Source organism: Sphingomonas sediminicola, from assembly GCF_014489515.1.
Classification (GTDB): Bacteria; Pseudomonadota; Alphaproteobacteria; order Sphingomonadales; family Sphingomonadaceae; genus Sphingomicrobium; species Sphingomicrobium sediminicola.
On sequence record NZ_CP060782.1, the window covers coordinates 1,148,981 to 1,167,726 of the forward strand.

The following is an 18,746-nucleotide window of genomic DNA, read 5'->3' on the forward strand; positions in this document are numbered from 1 at the left end:
GGTCATGAGTGCTACCGCGCCCGCACCGAACATGCCGAGCACGAGCAGGCATTTCCCGCTCGTTGAAGAGCCATGGATCACCATTGCCAGCATTGCGGCCACGACTGCCGCGCCAAGGGTTACCAGGATCCGCCAGATCGCAGCGCCGTCGGTTGTCGCAACCACTGCAGCCGCGACCAACCAGAAGGCGGCTATGAACAGGATGACGCCGGCAACCGCCCAACCCCAATTCCGGTTGAACATCACGCCTTCGTAGGTATTCTTCAGAACATCTCCCAAACTCTTCTGTGCAGCAGAGAATTTTTGATGGTTCTTCTGCTCCATCACAATCTGCTCGCCCGTCTTCGCCAGTTCTCGAAGAGCGGCTTCTTCCTCTGGCGGAAGAGGATTCGCGCCGGGCAGGCGCTCGAGAACCGTCTTGTCGCGCGAGAAGAAGCCGCCATCCTCTTCGCTGAGCCTGATGTGACCCCGGACACCCATGTCGACGAGGGCGGCCGCGAAAGCGCGATTGTCCGCGCCCATCTTCCAAATGTAACGCATCCCGGCAGGCGTAAGGTCGGCCGGCGGAGAAAAGAGCGGGACGATCGTGCCTGCTCGCGGATTTCGTCCGGCCCTGGCCCAGGCGAAGTATAGGAATATTCCGAGGCCAAGCATGGCAATCACACCGACCACGGCGGGCCGTAATCGGCAAGTATCCACTTGGTCCGGTCTGACTCGGTCGGTTCGGCGACCACATCCTTCGGAAAAGCGACCGCGACCGTAAGACCTTCATAGGGTCCGAGCGCTCCGGTCGTCTGGAAGCTAATGTCGCCCGGCTTTTCTTCGATCACTCGGGCGTTGGATGCCGTCGATCCCTGCGCGCCCGTGTAAACGGACCGCTGGCCGAACTTCACGGCGGAGGGAAGGCGAATACGAGCCTGCGCAACGTCTATCGGGAACATCCAGCCGTTGCCCGTCGCATTCCAGTAGAGTTCGTCGAAATCCTTGAAGCGGCCGACCTGCCGCGTGGTCTTGTATCGGATGACGTAACGATGATCGCCAATGTCGACCAACTTGTCCGGGTCGCCGAGCCTGATCCTGACGCCGTTCGAGACCATCTCCGTCGACGCCTGCACCGGCGTCCCGTCGAGCGTTGCGTCCCGAAACGTGAAACCGATCCGTACCTGAGAGCCGTGCGGTCCCCGATAACGGGTCGGGAAGTCGCGATAGATGCCGCGGTTGATCGCGTTGTGCTCGGCGCGGACGTCGATCGTCTCGGTGACTTCAAGCGATGAGTCCTTCTGGATCTGGACGTCGGAGACGAAACGCTGGATGCGCTCCTCGGCGGGCGCGGGCGTGGCGGCCAGCAGGAGCAACAAGGCGGGGAGGGCCCGCCAAAAGCGGGACATCATTAAGCGCCCGGGCGCTGGAAGGCCACTTTCGGGGCGCTTTGGATCGCCGGGTCGTCGTCCTGGTAGAACGCCTCTTCGGTGAACCCCATAGGCCGGGCGATTAGCACCGGGGGAAGCTCTGGATGGTAGAATTCAGGTCGCGAACGGTCGCGTTGTAGTACCGCCGAGCGCTCTGAAGCTCGCCCTCGATGTTTGCCAGCTGGTCCTGGAGCTGGAGGAAGTTCGTATTGGCCTTCAACTCCGGATAGGCCTCCGCCACCGCGAACAGACGTCCCAGAATTCCCGTCATGTGTGCATCGGCCTGCGCCGTCGCCTCCACGCTTCCGGCTTTGACGGTTTCAGCCCGGGCCTGAGTAACCTCTTCGAAGACCTCGCGTTCGTGGGTGGCATAGCCCTGGACTGTCTCGACCAGGTTGGGAATCAGGTCGGCGCGCCGCCGCAGCTGCACGGTGATCCCGCTAAAGGCTTCCTTCACCAGCGCGCGCAGCCGGACGAGCCGGTTGTAGATGCTGACGGCCAGGACCAGCACCAGCACGATGGCCGCGAGGACGACCCAAACCAAGATGCCCATGCGATTAGCCCCTAATTGCCTTGAAGCGAACATAGAGGGTTACCGTTGGTCCCGCTAGAAGGCGGAGAGCCCCGTAATCGCTCGGCCAAGGATCAGCGCGTGCACGTCGTGCGTGCCCTCGTAGGTGTTCACCGTCTCGAGGTTCGCCGCGTGGCGCATCACGTGAAATTCGGCGCTGATGCCGTTGCCGCCGTGCATGTCACGGGCGACGCGCGCGATATCGAGCGCCTTGCCGCAATTGTTGCGCTTCAGGAGGCTGATCGTCTCCGGGATCAGCGTGCCTTCTTCGAGCCGGCGTCCGACGCGGAGCGCCGCCTGCAGGCCAAGCGTGATTTCGGTCACCATGTTGGCGAGCTTCAGCTGAACGAGCTGGTTGGCGGCGAGCGGCTTCCCGAACTGCTTGCGGTCGAGCGTGTACTGGCGCGCAGCGGCGTAGCAGGCTTCAGCGGCGCCCATCGAACCCCAGCCAATGCCATAGCGGGCGCGATTGAGGCATCCGAACGGGCCTTTGAGGCCCTCAACGTTGGGGAGGAGGGCGTCTTCCCCTACCTCGACATTGTCCATGACGATCTCCCGGTGATCGAGGCACGAAGCGAGAGCTTCTCCTTGATCTTCGGCGCCGATAGGCCGGGCATGCCCTTTTCGAGCACGAAGCCACGGATCTTGCCGCCGTGGGCATCCGACTTCGCCCAGACGACGAAGACGTCGGCGATCGGCGAGTTGGTGATCCACATCTTGGTGCCGGTGATTCGGTAGCCATTCGCGGTCTTCTCGGCGCGGGTGCGCATGCTTCCCGGATCGGAGCCGGAATCCGGTTCGGTGAGGCCGAAGCAGCCGACGAACTCGCCGCGGGCGAGCTTCGGCAGATATTTCATGCGCTGCTCTTCGGAGCCGTAGGCGAAAATCGGATACATCACGAGGCTGGACTGGACCGAGCAAGCGGATCGGTAGCCGCTGTCGACGCGCTCGACGGCGCGGGCGATGAGGCCGTAGCTGACGTAGCCGAGGCCGGCTCCGCCATATTGCTCTGGGACAGTCGCGCCAAGCAGGCCAAGCTCGCCCATCTCGCTCATGATCTCGCGATCGAAGCGCTCTTCCATGTAGGCGCTGGTCACACGCGGTTGCAGCTTCTCCTGCGCATAATTCTCGGCCGTGTCGCGGACGAGGCGCTCCTCCTCGGTTAACTGATGCTCGAGGTCATAGGCGTCAGCCCAGTCGAACGGCAAAATGGCGGGCTCGTGGTTGTGAGCGTCCGCCTTGAGGGAAGTGGCCACGTGGATACCCTGCGATTGAAGAAGTCGCCGGCTCCTTACCCCTGTCAGTCCGCCTTCGCCACCCCGGTACCGCTTGAGCCTCCAAAGCTCTGCTTCAACGTCAGGCCGAAGCTGAGGTGACGATTACGCTCGCGGACCTCGTCGATGACGTCCTCGGGCGCTGCGCGGTTCGGCAGGAACAGGCGCCGCGTGCGGTTCCCGCTGGTTTCGAATACATTGTCGACGTCGAACGTGATGGAGGTCTTGGCCGTCGGACGATATTCAATGAAAGCAGTTCCATACGGGCCGCCGTTGAAATTCGTATCGAACTCGTCGGTGCGGTAGAAGGTGAAGCGCTGATTGTCGTTCACGCTGAAGCCGTACGACCATTTGCCGGCATCGCGACGGACGTCGACGCGCCACTGCCAGGCCGGGAAGAAGCCGCTGAACTTGCGCATATCTCCAGAAATCGGATCCTCGACCCGCGTACGCTGGATCGTGCCTGTGAACTTGGCGCGAAGTCCGCTCCATAATTGTCCAAGCGGTGCATCGACCGTGAGCTCGGCGAAGCTGCGGTTGCCGGCGCCGATATTGCCTGGAGCATCGAAGCCGTTCCCTTCGTCGTCGAAGATCAGAATCCGGTCCTGGAGCATGCTGATGCGGTCATGACCGAGGTCCAGCTTGATCAGGCCGTCGCCGAGGAATGGGTGTTCAGCGGTCAGGCGGAATTCCCAGGTGCGCTGCGGCTCCAGGTTCTCGTTGCCGGCGTTGACGCGATCGGTCGAGAGCTCGGCCACGCTGATGAAGTCGTAGAAATCGAGCTGGGCAACCGTGCGGCGCACCGACAGACGACCGTGCCACCCCCCGCCGGGCTGCCAGTCGAGCGATAAATTCGGTTTTAGGAACTTGAGCGTCCGGTCGGCGCGAGTGTCGCCACGGACTTTCAGGTTCGAGAATTCGTAATTCAGCCCGCCGTCGATCCGGAGCTTGTCCGACAGGTTCCTGCCAATGCTGAAATAGACCTCGCCTCGCCTCTCCTTCACGGTGGCGTCGTCGAGCGGCAGGTCGATGCGGTTCCTGTTGCCGTCCTCGTCGAAGGCGAAAAGCTCGACGGTGCTGTCGAGCGTATTGAGTGCGGCCTCGGCACCGATTTCCACGGAAAAGCCGGCGAGGTTCGAGCGCGTCCAGCTCAGCCGACCGATCGTCTCGTTGCGCTTTGCCTCGATATTCTGGTCGAAGCCGCCGACAACCGAGCCACCGTCCTCGATCAGGCCATCGCGGAGCAGATAGGTTTCTGTGTCGTCGCGCTTCCTGCGCGTGGCCAGGCCGACAAGCTTGATGGCGCCGCCTGCCAGCGGTCGCGTGACGTCACCGCCGATCTCGATCAGCGGATTTCGGAAGTGCTGGTCTAGATTGTCGTTGCGCTGGCCGTCAGCGGTCGTGACGCGATTGTCCTGGTGCAGGTCGAAACGGCTGGGCTGATACCGGACGTTGAACCGGTAGGCGCTGTCCGATGCGCGCTCGAGGGCCCAGCTCCCCGAAACATAAGGATCTCGATTGAAATAACTGTTGTGCTTGCGCCGGAACTCGACCTGCTCCCCGGTTTCCACGTCGGTGAGTGTGTCGGTTCCCTCTTCAATCTGCCGATTGCGGCCCGTTCCGGCCGACAGATTGAAGGTGGAGGCTCCCTTGCGGATGACGGCCGAGCCCGAAATGTCCGTATTGATGTAGCCGTTGTACCGTCGGGTACCGGCGGCAGTGACATTTCCGTCAATTCCGGACGCGGCGGAGAGAATGACGTTGAGAACCTGGCTCTTGCCCGAATAGTCGGAGCCATAGAGATCGCCAGGGCCAACTTCGACACGGATAACGCGCTGGGCCGGGATACGGGCGAGGGTGACTTCGAGCGTTTCCGCCTTGGACGTCGGGCGCGCACCGTTGAAGACAACATTGCCCGCCGTTCCCGCAAAGCCGCGGACGTCGACCTGGCCCAGGTCCGTCTGGGTTGCTCCTAGATCCAGCTGGAAACCGGGCACGCGTCGGGCGATGTCGAGGGCGGTGCGGGGCGCGTATTGAGCGAAATAGGCCGCGTCATAGGACGTCGTTCGCTTTCCGGTGCCATTCTGGGCGACCGCAGCGGTCGATTGCGAATCACTGGGGCTCGGGTTTGGGCGAGCGCCGCAGGGGAGCTCACCAAGGCCGTTACGGCGATACTTCCGAGCAAATAGGCCCGCACCATCCAGATCCCCATGTTTCGATGGAGGAGCGGCTAGGGCACGGCTTTTCAGGGAGCGACGATGGTTCGATCAATCGACAAACGGATCGACCAGAGCCGTTGGTAGAAGCATCGGCGGCTAGACGGAGGGACAAGGGGAGCCGTCGCGAAATGCATCAGGTGAATTCCCGCATTTCGAGAAATGCACGAAGTGAATTACACTCGGCGCAACGGGGGAGAGTCCATGTCGCTGGCCGATAAGGTTGCGAATCTTCGTGCGATCGTCGGCAGCGGAGAGCAGGCACACAGCATTCTGGAGCTTCCCCGATTCACTCGGCCGGATGTGGCTGCCATCACGGGTGTTGCCGATCACCAGCTTCACAACTGGGTCTCAAGGAAGTGGCTAACGCTTTCGGGCGAGCAGAACCCGGGGAAGGGCCGTAGGAGGCATTTCACGGGTGGCGACATTCTCACGATTGCATTCGGGCTTGAGCTTCAGCCCTTCGGGATGATGCAGGTGGCGGACTTGCTCTCGCGGACCCAGCAGATGCCAAAGCGAGCATACCGGATGCTCATCGACCCTGCCTTCACCTGTGGTCGAGCAGTCGCCGTGGTTCCGTCGCCGGAGGGGGAGGGTTGGCTCTATGTCCCCTACGGTCCCGGCACGGCAAGGTTGGGCCACGACTTCAGAGCGGCGGTGATCGTCGATGTCGATCGCCTAATCCTCGAAACTCTCGAGCGCATGGTTGCGGTCGCCAATGGTGGAAAGGCTTTCACACCTGACGGCGAAGAGGGAATGAACGTCCAGCGCTGGAGCGGCGAGATTATCGACGAGGACTTTGGCGACGATTATCTAATCGTCTCAACAATACCGACCAAGTACTAGAAAATAAGCTTTAAAGTCGCTGGCGGATGGGGTGGGATTCGAACCCACGGTGGGCTTGCACCCACGGCGGTTTTCAAGACCGCTGCCTTAAACCACTCGGCCACCCATCCTTCGTTCAGCTTTTCCCGCTATCGCGTGTCGGGATGGGACGTGCAAGGCGCGCGGCGAACACGGCTGGCCTAAAACAGCGTTTAGCCCGTAGCGTCACGCGGTGGAGGGAGTGTCGAATTGCGGTTGATTGGTGCCTGGATTCTGGCGGCTGGAGCGGTGCTGGCCTCGTGGCCTGCGCGTGCTCAGTCCGACCCGCTGGGGCCTCTTCCTCAGCCTGCGCAGTCATCTGCCGTGCTCCAGCCGGTCTCCATGCAGCCGGTTCAAACATACGTCACGCGACCCACTTACGCCGCACCGACCGGATTCGACGCCTACAAGCTGTACCTGGCGGGGCGGGCGCGTAGCGCAGGAATACGTGAGGCGACGATCCAGGCGAATGTCCTGGGCCTGGATTTGAACCGGCGAGCCATCCAGCTCGACCAGTCTCAGCCGGGCGGGCCGCCGAACAGCAGCTACATCCCGCCGTTCGCGCCCTATCAGCGCGACCATGTCACTCCGACCCTGATCCGGCGCGGGCAGGATCGCTACGCTTCGATCTACGGCAATCTCGCCCGGATTCAGGCGCGCTACGGCGTCGATCCGGGCATTCTCATGGCCATTTACGGTCACGAGACCAGCTATGGCGCGGTCACCGGCGGATTCGATCTGCTCGAAGCCTTGGCGAGCCTCGCTTACGAGGGACGTCGACGCCCAATGTTCGAGAGCGAGTTCATCGCCGCGCTTCGGCTTATCGACATGGGTGTTCCGCGATGGCGCCTGAAGGGCAGTTACGCCGGCGCGACGGGATATCCCCAATTCATGCCTTCGGTCGTCGTCCGGCTTCGTGCTGACGGCGACGGAGACGGTTATGCGGATATCTGGGGAAGTGAATCAGACGGTCTCGCGTCGATCGCCAATTATCTTCGCAATGCCGGGTGGAAGCCGGGCGTGCCTTGGGGCGTCGCGGCCCGGGTTTCGCCGACGTTGAACCGAGCAGCTATCCGGTCGACGCTTCGGGCCCGCGCTGCGAGCGCGTGTATGCGCGGCACAGCCGATGGCTCACGGTTGGCCAATGGCGATCGATTGGAGTCGTGCCGTACGGTTCGTCGCTTTCCGACCAGGAGGTGGCCACCCTGCTGGAGCCGGACGGGCCGAACGGAACGGCCTATCTGCTGACCGGCAACTATCGCGCGATCCTCGATTACAACTGCTCGAATTTCTACGCTTTGTCCGTCGGTCTTCTAGCAAACGCGATAACCCGCCGCTGAACCCCTCGCGCGAGTGGAATCGCGGCGATAGGAGGGTGTTCCAATAAGCCCAGCAGGACGAACCCCGAGTCGATGAAACGCGCAATACTATTCGCTTCAGCCGCCGCTCTCACACTTTCCACCGCTGCTCCGGCCAAGGCACCCCCGTTCGATACGCCAGCGAGGGTCGCCTATCTGATCGACCTTTCGTCCGGTGCGGTCCTGCTGTCCAAAAATGCCGACGTCCGAATGCCGCCGGCATCGATGGCGAAGATGATGACGACCAACGTCGCCTTCGAGCTCATCAAGAAGGGCGACCTTAAGACGGACAAAATGTGCACGGTCCGGCCCGAGACCTGGCAAAAGTGGCACGGTCCGCAGGCGGGCTCGACGATGTTCCTGAGCCCCAACGAGCAGGTGTCGGTCGATGAGCTGCTCAAGGGCATCATCACCTTGTCCGGCAATGACGCGTCGGTGGTGCTCGCTGAGTGCATTGCCGGCACCGAAGAGGCATTCACCAACATCATGAATGAGAATGCGAAGCGGCTGGGACTTACCAACAGCCACTTCGGCAACTCGAACGGCTGGCCGGATGAGGGTCGCACTTATGTCACTGCGCGCGACCTCGCGACCCTCGCTCGCGCCGAGATCGAGAACTATCCGGACCTCTACAAGAAATATTACAGCCTGACTGAGTATACCCACGGCCAGACGCTGGGGTCGGGCGCCGCGATCACTCAGGCCAACCGCAATCCGCTCTTGGGCAAGGTCCCGGGTGCCGACGGTCTGAAGACGGGCCATACCGAAGAGGCCGGCTACGGCTTCACCGGATCTGCCGAGCAGAACGGGCGCCGCCTGATCATGGTTGTCGCCGGGCTCGACAGTTACAACGGGCGGATTCAGGAGTCGGTGCGGCTGATGCAGTGGGGCTTCAACGCCTGGCAGTCGAAGCCGCTTTTCAAGTCTGGAACCAATATCGGCTCGGCGAAGGTTCAGATGGGAAGCAGCAGCGAAGTGCCGCTGATCGCACCGCGCGACCTTGCCTTGACCATTCCTGCAGGCATCCTTTCGAAGACCGGAGCGATGAAGATCCGCTATCAGGGGCCGGTAAAGGCGCCGATTGCCAAGGGGCAGCACATCGCTGACCTGGTTGTCGTGATGCCCGACGGCGAGCAGGTCATGCCGCTGGTCGCTGGTGAGGACGTCGGACAAGCGGGCTTCTTCGGACGCATCTGGATCGGGCTCAAGCAGCTGTTCGGGATGGCGTGAACCCGACCCCACGCTTCATCACGCTCGAAGGCGGTGAAGGGGTCGGCAAGTCGACCCAGCTGAAGGCTCTTCAAGCTGCGCTGGCCCAGCGCGGTGTCGACTGCGTCGTCACCCGCGAGCCGGGCGGAAGCGAGGGAGCCGAAGCCATTCGAGCGCTTTTGCTCTCGGGAGATGAGGCGCGCTGGTCGGCCGAATCGGAAGCGTTGCTCTTCGCAACGGCACGTGCCGACCATGTGGAGAAGACGATCCGCCCTGCGCTGAGCCAAAGGAAATGGGTGCTTAGTGACCGTTTCCTCGATTCCTCGCTTGCCTATCAGGGCGGTGCCGGCGGGCTCGGAATCGAGCGAGTGCGGGATCTTTATCGTTTCGCGTGCGGCGACTTCCTGCCGGATCGCACGCTGGTCCTGATTCTGGATGAGGGCGCGGAGCGTGCCCGTGCCCGCGACACCGACGGAGCCGACAGAATAGGCGGCCGCTCGGCCGAATATCACCATAAGGTCGAGACGGCCTTCCGGATCATCGCCGCGGAAGAGCCTGAGCGCGTTCGGTTGATCGACGCATCCGGCACTCCAGAGCAAGTTACGCAGCGTTTGCTCGACGGCCTGAAGGATCTTCTGTCGTGATCGTCGGCCAGGATCGCGCCGTAGGACAGTTCTCGGACGCGTGGAAGCGCGGCGCGCTGCACCATGCGTGGCTGCTCGCAGGGCCCAAGGGGGTAGGGAAAGCGACTTTCGCTCGCGAAGCGGCGACGCGAGTTCTCGCGGACGCCGCAGGGCCGCAAGTCGATGCTCCCGGGCTGGAAACGCCTGAAGATCATCGCATCGCAAAGCTGGTGGAAGCAGGCAGCCATCCGGACCTGCGCTGGCTCGAGCGATTGGTGAACGACAAGACGAACAACCTCGCCCGCAATATTACGGTCGACCAGGTGCGGTCGCTCGCTGACCTGTTCGACCTCACGCCGGCACTGTCGCCTTGGCGCGTCGTGGTGATCGACTCCATCGACGACCTCGAAAAGTCTGCTGCGAATGCGCTCCTGAAGATGCTTGAGGAGCCGCCCGCGAACACGATATTCTTTCTCGTCAGCCATTCACCGGGTCGGCTCCTGCCGACCGTTCGCTCGCGCTGCAGGAGGCTGGATTTTCAGTCGCTCGATGACGACGCCATGACGTCAATTCTCGCCAAGGCATTGCCGGAACAAAAGGATTTCGAGCGGGCGCGAGTCATTGCGGCAGCGGACGGATCGGCGGGAAGGGCCATTGCCTTGGCCGGGCTCGACCTCGTCAGTCTCGAAGACAAGGCAATCAAGATCCTGCGGCAGGGCGATCCGACCAACGGCCGCCGATCGGATCTGGCTCTTGAGCTTGGGAAACGCGGCGCCGGCGATCGCTATGCAGCCTTCCTGGAAATGCTGCCGTCCGTAATCGCAAGGGAGGCGCGATCGCTAACCGGCGCGCCTCGGCTGCGGGCAGTCGACGCTTATGCTCGCACGCGCGAATTGGTGGCGATTGCTCCCCGGCTGTCCCTCGATCCCGCGTCGACCGTGTTCCAGCTTGGCGGGATCCTGGCATCGGTTGCCGACCCGCTTCCTTGAAGCGCCCAACCGCCGCCGCTAGGGCGGTGAGGAATGTCCGAACCTTTCTACATCACCACCGCAATCAGCTACCCGAACGGCCCGCCGCATATCGGTCACGCCTATGAGGCGATTGCCGCCGACGTGATCGCGCGCTTCCAGCGTTCGCAGGGGCGCGACGTGCGCTTCCAAACCGGCACCGACGAACATGGGTTGAAAATGGCCCAGACTGCCCGTGCCGAGGGCATTGAGCCGCGCGCACTTGCGGACAGAATGTCACTCCTTTTCCGAGAGATGTGCGACACTCTTAACGTGTCGTACGATCGTTTCATTCGTACATCTCAGCCCGATCATTATCGCGCAAGCCAGGCGATCTGGAAGGCGATGGAGGAGAGGGGAGACCTCTATCTCGACCGCTATGAAGGTTGGTACTCGGTCCGCGACGAGGCCTATTACGAGGAAGACGAGCTCGTTCCCGGTGAGGACGGCGAAAAGCTGTCTCCGCAGGGAACGCCGGTCGAATGGACCGTCGAGGAGAGCTGGTTCTTCCGTCTGTCGAAATATCAGCAACCCCTGCTCGACCTTTACGCTGCAAAGCCGGAGTTCATTCGGCCCGATAGCCGCCGCAACGAGGTCGTCCGCTTCGTCGAGGGCGGCCTCAAGGATCTCAGTATCTCGCGCACCAGCTTCGACTGGGGCGTGCCGGTGCCTGGGAGCGACAACCATGTGATGTACGTCTGGCTCGATGCCCTGACGAATTACATCACCGGCCTCGGCTATCCCGACGAAACCGAGCTCTGGAAGCGGTATTGGCCCGCGGACGTCCACCTGATCGGCAAGGACGTCGTCCGGTTCCACGCGGTCTACTGGCCGGCGTTCCTGATGTCGGCTGGGATCGATCTGCCGAAGATGATCTACGGTCACGGCTTCCTGCTCAGCCGCGGCGAGAAGATGTCCAAGAGCGTAGGTAATGTCGTCGACCCGCTGGCGCTGGCCCAGGGCTTCGGCGTTGACCAGCTGCGCTACTTTCTGATGCGCGAGGTCACTTTCGGCCAGGACGGCAGCTATAGCGCGGAAGCGATCGTCAATCGCGTGAATGCGGAGTTGGCGAACAGCTTCGGCAATCTCGCGCAGCGCACCCTTTCGATGATCTTCAAGAATTTGGAGGGCATCATTCCGGCTGCTGGAGACGCCGCCGAAGACAAGGACCTGCTTCAAAAGGTGGATCAGGCCTGTGCCGAGTTGACGCAGCGCTTCGGCGATTACGCGTTCTCAGTGGGGCTAGAGGCGTGGATGGGCGCTGTGTTCGCCTGCAATGCCTATATCGACGCTCAGGCGCCGTGGGCGCTGCGCAAGACCGACCCGGAGCGCATGATGGCGGTTCTCGGCACGTTGGTCGTGGCTGTTCGGAAGCTGACTGAAGCGGTCGCGCCCGTCATTCCGGCCTCGGCGGAAAAGCTGCTGGCCCATATCGATAGCGGTAAAGCCGGCCAGCCGATCGCCCAGCCTCAGCCGCTGTTCCCGCGCCTCGAGCTTTCGGAGGACGAGGAGGCAGCCGCTTGAGACTCATCGATAGCCATTGTCACCTTAATTACGCGGGTCTCGCTGAGCGCCAGGACGAGGTACTCGCGAACGCTCGGGCGAACGGCGTGACGGGCTTCCTGAATATCTCCACGCGCCAGAGCGAGTGGGGCGATGTGCTTGGCGCTGCCGAGCGTAACTCGGACGTCTGGGCCACCGTCGGCGTTCATCCGCACGAGGCCGATGCGCATCCCGATCTCGGCGCCTCGGCGCTGGTCGAGGCTGCATCACATCCGCGTGTGATCGGCATCGGGGAATGTGGGCTCGACTATTTCTACGACAATTCTGAGAGAGATGCTCAGAAGGAGCGCTTCGAAGCCCACATTGACGCGTCCCGCCAGAGCGGCCTTCCGTTGGTCGTTCACACTCGAGACGCCGAGGAAGACACGGCGGAAATCCTCGCCCGCGCGGTGCGGGAAGGGGGCGTCAGCGGCGTTCTCCACTGCTTCACCGGTACGGCCGACCTTGCCCGCAAAGCCCTCGACCTTGGCTTCTACATCTCGCTGTCGGGCATCGTGACCTTCAAGAATGCGAAGGAATTGCAGGAAACGGCCAGCTGGCTTCCGTCCGATCGCATGCTGGTCGAGACAGACTCGCCATTCCTCGCTCCTGTCCCGCACCGCGGGCAAACGTGTGAGCCGGCCTTTGTGGCCGACACGGCCCGGTTCGTTGCTGAACTGCGTAGCGAACCGCCCGAAGCGCTGGCAGAGACGACGACTGCCAATTTCTTCCGGCTGTTCTCCCGGGCCTCTGCGTGAAGGTAAGAATTCTCGGCTGTGGAACGTCATTCGGTGTTCCGCGGATCGGGAATGACTGGGGCCAATGCGATCGAGCTGAGCCGCGCAATCGACGCCTACGCTCATCGATCCTTCTCGAGGGTGGGGCAGCAGGCTCCTTGTCGACTGTGGGCCCGACATCCGCGAGCAACTGCTCCAGGCGCAGGTTGCGACGGTCGAGGGCGTGATCATCACCCACGATCATGCCGACCATTGCCATGGCATCGACGAATTGCGGGCAATCTCGCAGACCCTGGGCAAGCCGGTTCCATTCTATGGCCGAGCCGACGTGCTTGAGCGGCTCCGGAGACGGTTCGGTTACATCTTCAAGTCGGCGAGCTTCTATCGTGCGGTAGGCGAAGCGGTCGAAGTCGGTTCGGAATTGACCTTCGGCGGCGCACAGATACGCTTTGTCGACCAGCCGCACGGAGGAATCACGTCGCTTGGGTTGCGTATCGACATCGGCTCGCGGTCACTGGCTTATGCCATAGATTTCAATGAGCTGACCGATGACATGCGGACACTGTATGAAGGTGTGGACGTGTGGGTCAGCGACTGCCTCAGCCGGCGACCGCATCCAACGCATACCCACCTCGACGCTGTCCTTGGCTGGGCGGAGGAAATGAAGGTGGGGCAGCTCTACCTCTCGCACCTCAACAACAGCATGGACTACACAACGCTGGTCGATGAACTGCCGTCCTGGGCGGCACCGGCGCATGACGGACTGGAGATCGAACTCTGATGGAAGAGCGGGGGCCTTACATCATCTATTATGTGGTGGCGGCCGTGTTCGTCGCCAGTTCGCTCATCGGGATGCGCCAGCCCATCGGCAAAACTCTGAAGATAGCCCTGGCCTGGGTGGCAATCTTCGGGTGGGATTCCTTCTCTTCTCGTTTCGAAGCGAATTCTCCGGCGTTGGCCAACGGTTGAAGGCCGAGGCCATGGGCACCCCATCCTCGACGGCCGGCAGATCAGAATACCCATTGCCGATGACGGTCACTTCTGGGTCGCGGCCAAGCTGAACGGACGTGATGTGCGCTTCATGGTGGACAGTGGAGCTTCGGTAACGACCGTATCCAGGGAAACCGCTGTCGCGGCCGGAGTTCCAATCGGCAACGAGCATGTGATCGTGAACACTGCGAACGGACCGGCGCGTGCGACCAAGGCATATGCGGAACAGCTTCAGATCGGCTCCATCGAGAAGACCGACTTTCCGATTGATATCAATGAGAACGACGACACCAATCTACTCGGGATGAACTTCCTGTCGTCGCTTCAAGGTTGGCGTGTCGAGGGTACTTACCTGGTGCTTCAGCCGTGATGACGAACAGCCTCATGCTGGGCGGCGTCTATCTGGTCATGGCGATCATGCTGGTGCTGGGGAGCCTTATGGCCCGGCGGGAGCCATTTGCCCGGAAACTGACCATGGTGCTCGCCTGGATTGCAATCTTTGCCGGCGGTTTCGTCGTCTTCACGTTTCGTGACGATCTTGGCTATGTCGGGCAAAGGCTTCGAGCCGAAGCGACAGGCGAGCCCGTCAAGCAAGGACGGGAAATTCGCATTCCGATGGCGCTGGACGGCCATTTCTGGGTCGACGGACTGGTCAATGGAAGAAAGGTGAAGTTCCTGATCGATAGCGGTGCGACCATGACGACGATCGGGCGGGAAACTGCGGCTGAGGTCGGAGTCCGGGCAAGCCCAACACGCAATCAGATCGTCCGGACCGGAAATGGATTCATTCGTGTGGCTACAGGTACGGCGCAAGAACTGGAAGTCGGCGACATTGAGCGCCGGGATCTCGCGCTGCACATTGCCGACGATGAGGACTTGAACGTCCTCGGAATGAATTTCCTGTCCTCTTTGCAGCGTTGGGGAGTGGAAGGGCGATGGCTGATCCTCGTCCCCTGATTACTCGGGAACTTTACATAATACATATTATCATACTTACGAGGTAGAAATGGAAATCGCCGTGGGGACGTCCTTTAGCCTCGATCGGCTCGTTTCAATCATGAAGCGGCTTCGCGACCCCTCGACCGGCTGCGAATGGGACAGCGTGCAGACATTCGCAACGATCGCGCCGTACACGATCGAAGAAGCCTATGAAGTTGCAGACGCAATTGCTCGCAATGATATGGGCGCGCTGGTCGACGAGCTCGGCGACCTCCAGCTCCAGGTCGTCTTCCATGCACAAATGGCTGAGGAAGCCGGCCATTTCGCGCTCGACGACGTCATCAACGGCATATGCGACAAGATGGAGCGCCGGCATCCGCACATCTTCGGCGACGCTGAGAACGGCGGCCATCACCTGTGGGAGATCATCAAGGCCGAAGAACGCTCGGCAAGCGAAGACAAGAGCGCCCTCGCGGGTGTTGCTCTGGCTCTCCCGGCGCTGGAACGAGCGGCAAAGCTCCAGCGACGCGCTGCGCGGACCGGTTTCGATTGGCCCGATGCGTCAGGGCCTCGTGCGAAGATCGATGAGGAACTGGAAGAGCTGGAGCTCGAAACCGAGCATCAGGGCATGCTTGAGGAGATGGGAGACCTCCTCTTCGCAGTCGTTAACCTCGCACGGAAGCTTAACATTGAGCCGGAAGCTGCTCTCCGTGAGGCCAATCGGAAGTTCGAGCGGCGCTTTCGGGCTATCGAGCAGGAACCCGGCTTTTCCGATATGACGCTGGGTGAAATGGAAGAGCTTTGGAGGCGCGCGAAGGCTGATCAGGCGGACTCGCTCGCCTGAAAACGCGCCCAATTCTCAGGCGAAAGTCGAACAGAAAGCTCGATCTCATCGCCGTCAACGCGTTGTTCGAGGACTTCTCCACGCGAGTGCAGCCAGGCGAGCCGGCTTCCTTCGCTGGAGCTCAGCCGGATCACATGGACCTGCGTGTCCTGCTGCAAGGCTTCGGCAATCCTTTCTCTAATGTGGTCGACGCCCCATCCGCTAAGCGCTGAAATTGGAACGACATCTGCTCGCCGCTCGGCTTCGGCCAAGAGCGCCCGCCGGTCGGTCTCGTCCAGGAGATCCACCTTGTTCCAGGCCTCTATCCGGGCCGGACCCTCCCCTTCCCCGATGCCAAGCGAAGACAGCACGTCTTCGACGTCCTCTGCCTGCGCTTCGTGGTCCGGGTGCGCCATGTCACGCACGTGGATTAGCAGGTCGGCCGACGCGACCTCTTCCAGCGTGGCCCTGAAGGCAGCGATCAGCTCGGTCGGAAGGTCGGAAACGAAGCCGACCGTGTCAGACAATATGGCCTTGTCGAAGCCCGGGATTTTCACGTTCCGCATCGTTGGATCGAGCGTCGCGAAGAGCATGTCTTCGGCAAGCACGCCGTCACCGGTCATCATGTTGAAAAGGGTGGATTTCCCGGCGTTCGTGTATCCAACAAGCGCAATGACGGGCCATGGTGCGCGCTGACGACGGCCGCGATGCAAAGCGCGGGTTCGCTTGACCTGCTCCAGCTCGCGCCGAATACGCGCCATGCGGTCGCGGATCAGCCGACGGTCGGCCTCGATCTGTGTTTCACCCGGGCCGCCGAGGAAACCGAAACCACCGCGCTGCCGCTCGAGGTGGGTCCACGTTCGCACTAGGCGGCCCGCCTGATAATCGAGATGGGCAAGTTCGACCTGAAGCCGTCCCTCCGCAGTGGCCGCCCTTTCCCCAAAGATTTCGAGGATGAGGCTCGTGCGATCGATCACCTTTGTACCGACCTGCTCTTCGAGTGATTTTTGCTGAACCGGCGACAGCGCCGCATCGACGATTAGAAGCTTTGCGTCGCTTTCACTGGCAAGTTCCGCGATTTCCTCCACCTGCCCCTTGCCGAGCAAAGTTGCCGGACGAACTTGCCGGAGGCGAAACGCCTTGCGAGCGACCACGTCGACGCCAATCGCACCGGCCAGCCCTTCCGCTTCGTCCAGCCGCGCTTCCGTTGAGCGGCGGGATCCCTCGCCAACGCGCTCCGGCACGACGACGACCGCTCGTTCGCCGCGGGCAACATCGTTGACGGGGTCGTAGAAGGTCACGCGTTCGGCTCTTCCGTCGCGCCCTGATCGCCAAGATCCAGCGCGTGCGGCGGTTGCAGGGTCGAAACCGCGTGCTTGTATACCAACTGCAATTGTCCATCGCGTTCGAGCAACATGGAAAACTGGTCGAAACCGGCCACATGACCCTGCAGCATGACGCCATTGACGAGAAACAGGGTCATTGGCGCCTTCTCGCGGGCGGCGGCAGCAAGAAAGATGTCCTGCAGGCTCCCCCGGCCTCCTTGCGGCTCAAGAAACCCCTTCGGCAGGTCCGTCGGAGTGCGTTGCGGCATGATCGTCGAAATCGCGTGCTTGTAGACAAGCTGCGAAGACATGTCGCGCCGCAGAAGGATAGAAAAGGCATCAAACCAGGTGATTACGCCCTGAAGCTTCACACCTTTGACAAGAAAGACGACCGCCGGCGATTTGGATCGCCGGACGCTGTTCAAAAACTGATCCTGGAGGCTGAGGGCTTGTCCGGCATTTGCGATCGCCCGAGCTCAATCCTCTCCGTCGCGCTTGTCTGCAATGCCCAGCGCCTTGAGTTTTCTGTGAAGCGCCGATCGCTCCATTCCGATGAACGATGCGGTGCGGGAGATGTTGCCGGAGAAGCGGCGGATTTGGATCTTAAGATATTCGCGTTCGAAAGACTCACGCGCTTCGCGAAGCGGGCTGCCCATGATCGTGAGCGTCGCGCTCGAAAGACCCGCCGCCCCTGGTTGTCGAGCACCTCCGACGGCAGGAGATCGACGTCGATGCACGAAACGTCGCCAGGCGCCAGGATCACTGTCCGCTCGATGATGTTACGAAGCTGGCGGACGTTGCCCGGCCAGTCGTGGGCTTGCAGCGCCGCGATGGCCTCTTCGGAAAAGCTTGGCGGGGTAATGCGACGCTCCGCGGCGAAGCGGGTCAGGAAGTGGTTCGCAAGCTCGGGAATGTCTTCACGGCGTTCGCGCAGCGGGGGAATGCGAACGGGAACGACATTGAGCCGGTAATACAGATCCTCGCGGAAGCGGCCATCGGTGATCTCGTCGGCCAGGTTTCGCGAGGTCGCCGAGAGAACCCGGACGTCGACCTTGATCGGCCGCTGGCCTCCGATCCGGTGGTAACTCTGATCCGTCAGCACCCGCAGGATCTTGCCCTGCGTGGTGAGCGGCATATCGGCGATCTCGTCGAGGAACAGGGTCCCGCCATGAGCCTGCTCGAGAAGGCCAGGCCGCGCGACACCGTCCACCTCGCTGCCGAAAAGCTCCTCCTCGACCCTGTCCGGGCTCATCATCGCTGAAGACACCACGATAAAAGGCGCCTTCGCGCGCGGGCTCCACTGATGGATCATCCGCGCCGCAATCTCCTTCCCCACGCCTGCGGGGCCGGTGATGAGGACGCGGCTTCCAGTCGGGGCAACGCGCTTCAGCGTTGCCCTGACATTGTTGATTGCGACTGAAGTGCCATGAAGCTGGTCGTCCTGCCCCACCTGCTGGCGGAGATTTTCGTTTTCGCGCCGTAACCGGTCGGTTTCCGTAGCTCGCGCAACCAGATGGACGAGCCGCTCGGCCTCGAAGGGCTTCTCGATGAAGTCGATCGCTCCTTCACGAATGGCGGCGACGGCCGTGTCCAGATTGCCATGGCCGGAGATCATCAACACGGGCAGATTCGGGTCGCGGCGCTTTACCTCCTGAAGAATCTGCAGACCGTCCATGCGAGAACCCTGAAGCCAGACGTCGAGAAGCACGAGCGAAGGCCTGCGCTCTTCGATTGCGTCGAGCGCGGCGGAACTGTCGGCGGCAGAGCGCACCGAATAGCCCTCGTCTTCCAGCACCCCGCTTACCAGGTCCCGGATATCGGCCTCATCGTCGACTACGAGCACTTCAAGCGCCATCAAT

At 61.9% G+C, this 18,746-nt stretch carries 17 protein-coding genes, 1 tRNA gene and 4 pseudogenes; 13 read left to right on the forward strand and 9 right to left on the reverse strand.

Features of this window, described 5'->3' with window-relative positions; translation table 11 throughout:
* Nucleotides 1–87 precede the first annotated feature (87 nt).
* The 5 genes and pseudogenes from H9L14_RS17370 to H9L14_RS06205 form a co-directional block, all read right to left on the reverse strand.
* Nucleotides 88–654, reverse strand: a pseudogene (locus H9L14_RS17370) (DUF2207 family protein); the annotation flags it as partial.
* A 5-nt stretch (nucleotides 655–659) separates the two neighbouring features.
* A complete protein-coding gene (locus H9L14_RS06190; RefSeq protein WP_187709628.1) occupies nucleotides 660–1,391 on the reverse strand; it encodes a DUF2207 domain-containing protein in 732 nt (243 codons plus the stop codon).
* A 100-nt stretch (nucleotides 1,392–1,491) separates the two neighbouring features.
* Nucleotides 1,492–1,962, reverse strand: coding sequence for a LemA family protein (locus H9L14_RS06195; protein ID WP_246444508.1), 471 nt, complete (start codon nucleotides 1,960–1,962; stop codon nucleotides 1,492–1,494).
* A 54-nt stretch (nucleotides 1,963–2,016) separates the two neighbouring features.
* Nucleotides 2,017–3,191, reverse strand: a pseudogene (locus tag H9L14_RS06200) (acyl-CoA dehydrogenase).
* An 89-nt stretch (nucleotides 3,192–3,280) separates the two neighbouring features.
* Nucleotides 3,281–5,503 (reverse strand): TonB-dependent receptor plug domain-containing protein, encoded by a 2,223-nt coding sequence (locus tag H9L14_RS06205; RefSeq protein ID WP_187709881.1) that lies wholly within the window; start codon nucleotides 5,501–5,503, stop codon nucleotides 3,281–3,283.
* A 171-nt stretch (nucleotides 5,504–5,674) separates the two neighbouring features.
* Here H9L14_RS06205 and H9L14_RS06210 point away from each other — a divergent pair, with 171 nt between their 5' ends.
* The gene (locus tag H9L14_RS06210) at nucleotides 5,675–6,316 is read left to right on the forward strand and encodes a hypothetical protein (protein ID WP_187709629.1); all 642 of its coding nucleotides are present in this window, start codon (nucleotides 5,675–5,677) and stop codon (nucleotides 6,314–6,316) included.
* 20 nt (nucleotides 6,317–6,336) lie between these two features.
* On the opposite strand, the gene H9L14_RS06215 is transcribed toward H9L14_RS06210, so the two are convergent.
* A tRNA-Ser gene (locus H9L14_RS06215) sits at nucleotides 6,337–6,426 on the reverse strand.
* A 250-nt stretch (nucleotides 6,427–6,676) separates the two neighbouring features.
* Here H9L14_RS06215 and H9L14_RS16570 point away from each other — a divergent pair.
* The 12 genes and pseudogenes from H9L14_RS16570 to mazG all read left to right on the forward strand — a co-directional run.
* Nucleotides 6,677–7,279: pseudogene (locus H9L14_RS16570) on the forward strand (lytic murein transglycosylase); the annotation flags it as partial.
* A 62-nt stretch (nucleotides 7,280–7,341) separates the two neighbouring features.
* Nucleotides 7,342–7,674 (forward strand): lytic murein transglycosylase, encoded by a 333-nt coding sequence (locus H9L14_RS16575; protein WP_343070241.1) that lies wholly within the window; start codon nucleotides 7,342–7,344, stop codon nucleotides 7,672–7,674.
* A 72-nt stretch (nucleotides 7,675–7,746) separates the two neighbouring features.
* The gene (locus tag H9L14_RS06225; RefSeq protein WP_187709630.1) at nucleotides 7,747–8,922 is read left to right on the forward strand and encodes a D-alanyl-D-alanine carboxypeptidase family protein; all 1,176 of its coding nucleotides are present in this window, start codon (nucleotides 7,747–7,749) and stop codon (nucleotides 8,920–8,922) included.
* Nucleotides 8,919–9,545: a dTMP kinase gene (tmk, locus tag H9L14_RS06230; RefSeq protein ID WP_187709631.1), complete on the forward strand. Its 627-nt coding sequence runs from the start codon at nucleotides 8,919–8,921 to the stop codon at nucleotides 9,543–9,545. The genes H9L14_RS06225 and tmk overlap by 4 nt, the downstream gene beginning before the upstream one ends.
* On the forward strand, nucleotides 9,542–10,513 hold the full coding sequence (locus H9L14_RS06235) for a DNA polymerase III subunit delta' (RefSeq protein WP_187709632.1): 972 nt from the start codon (nucleotides 9,542–9,544) through the stop codon (nucleotides 10,511–10,513). The genes tmk and H9L14_RS06235 overlap by 4 nt, the downstream gene beginning before the upstream one ends.
* A gap of 33 nt (nucleotides 10,514–10,546) precedes the next feature.
* On the forward strand, nucleotides 10,547–12,055 hold the full coding sequence (gene metG / locus H9L14_RS06240; protein WP_187709633.1) for a methionine--tRNA ligase: 1,509 nt from the start codon (nucleotides 10,547–10,549) through the stop codon (nucleotides 12,053–12,055).
* The gene (locus tag H9L14_RS06245; RefSeq protein WP_187709634.1) at nucleotides 12,052–12,831 is read left to right on the forward strand and encodes a TatD family hydrolase; all 780 of its coding nucleotides are present in this window, start codon (nucleotides 12,052–12,054) and stop codon (nucleotides 12,829–12,831) included. Before metG ends, H9L14_RS06245 begins: the two co-directional genes overlap by 4 nt.
* 157 nt (nucleotides 12,832–12,988) lie before the next feature.
* On the forward strand, nucleotides 12,989–13,591 hold the full coding sequence (locus tag H9L14_RS06250; RefSeq protein WP_343070248.1) for an MBL fold metallo-hydrolase: 603 nt from the start codon (nucleotides 12,989–12,991) through the stop codon (nucleotides 13,589–13,591).
* A complete protein-coding gene (locus tag H9L14_RS06255; RefSeq protein WP_187709635.1) occupies nucleotides 13,591–13,779 on the forward strand; it encodes a hypothetical protein in 189 nt (62 codons plus the stop codon). Before H9L14_RS06250 ends, H9L14_RS06255 begins: the two co-directional genes overlap by 1 nt.
* 52 nt (nucleotides 13,780–13,831) lie before the next feature.
* A complete protein-coding gene (locus H9L14_RS15695; protein WP_281389445.1) occupies nucleotides 13,832–14,170 on the forward strand; it encodes a retropepsin-like aspartic protease family protein in 339 nt (112 codons plus the stop codon).
* A complete protein-coding gene (locus H9L14_RS06265; RefSeq protein WP_187709636.1) occupies nucleotides 14,170–14,757 on the forward strand; it encodes a retropepsin-like aspartic protease family protein in 588 nt (195 codons plus the stop codon). The genes H9L14_RS15695 and H9L14_RS06265 overlap by 1 nt, the downstream gene beginning before the upstream one ends.
* A 49-nt stretch (nucleotides 14,758–14,806) precedes the next feature.
* Complete coding sequence (gene mazG / locus H9L14_RS06270; RefSeq protein ID WP_187709637.1) at nucleotides 14,807–15,583, forward strand: nucleoside triphosphate pyrophosphohydrolase; 777 nt, start codon at nucleotides 14,807–14,809, stop codon at nucleotides 15,581–15,583.
* On the opposite strand, the gene hflX is transcribed toward mazG, so the two are convergent.
* The 3 genes and pseudogenes from hflX to ntrX form a co-directional block, all read right to left on the reverse strand.
* A complete protein-coding gene (gene hflX / locus H9L14_RS06275; protein WP_187709638.1) occupies nucleotides 15,562–16,863 on the reverse strand; it encodes a GTPase HflX in 1,302 nt (433 codons plus the stop codon). The two genes, mazG and hflX, sit on opposite strands and share 22 nt — an antisense overlap.
* Entirely contained in the window at nucleotides 16,860–17,312 is a 453-nt protein-coding gene (gene hfq, locus H9L14_RS06280) for an RNA chaperone Hfq (RefSeq protein WP_246444514.1), read from the reverse strand. The genes hflX and hfq overlap by 4 nt, the downstream gene beginning before the upstream one ends.
* 51 nt (nucleotides 17,313–17,363) lie before the next feature.
* Nucleotides 17,364–18,742, reverse strand: a pseudogene (ntrX, locus tag H9L14_RS06285) (nitrogen assimilation response regulator NtrX).
* Nucleotides 18,743–18,746 lie beyond the last annotated feature (4 nt).

What these genes read in the sequence shown, in the direction of transcription:
- H9L14_RS06190 (WP_187709628.1), bottom strand. Translation starts at nt 1,391, where the DNA reads ATGATGTCCCGCTTTTGGCGGGCCCTCCCCGCCTTGTTGCTCCTGCTG.
- H9L14_RS06195 (WP_246444508.1), bottom strand. Translation starts at nt 1,962, where the DNA reads ATGGGCATCTTGGTTTGGGTCGTCCTCGCGGCCATCGTGCTGGTGCTG.
- H9L14_RS06210 (WP_187709629.1), top strand. Translation starts at nt 5,675, where the DNA reads ATGTCGCTGGCCGATAAGGTTGCGAATCTTCGTGCGATCGTCGGCAGC.
- H9L14_RS06225 (WP_187709630.1), top strand. Translation starts at nt 7,747, where the DNA reads ATGAAACGCGCAATACTATTCGCTTCAGCCGCCGCTCTCACACTTTCC.
- metG (WP_187709633.1), top strand. Translation starts at nt 10,547, where the DNA reads ATGTCCGAACCTTTCTACATCACCACCGCAATCAGCTACCCGAACGGC.
- H9L14_RS06255 (WP_187709635.1), top strand. Translation starts at nt 13,591, where the DNA reads ATGGAAGAGCGGGGGCCTTACATCATCTATTATGTGGTGGCGGCCGTG.
- H9L14_RS06265 (WP_187709636.1), top strand. Translation starts at nt 14,170, where the DNA reads ATGACGAACAGCCTCATGCTGGGCGGCGTCTATCTGGTCATGGCGATC.
- mazG (WP_187709637.1), top strand. Translation starts at nt 14,807, where the DNA reads ATGGAAATCGCCGTGGGGACGTCCTTTAGCCTCGATCGGCTCGTTTCA.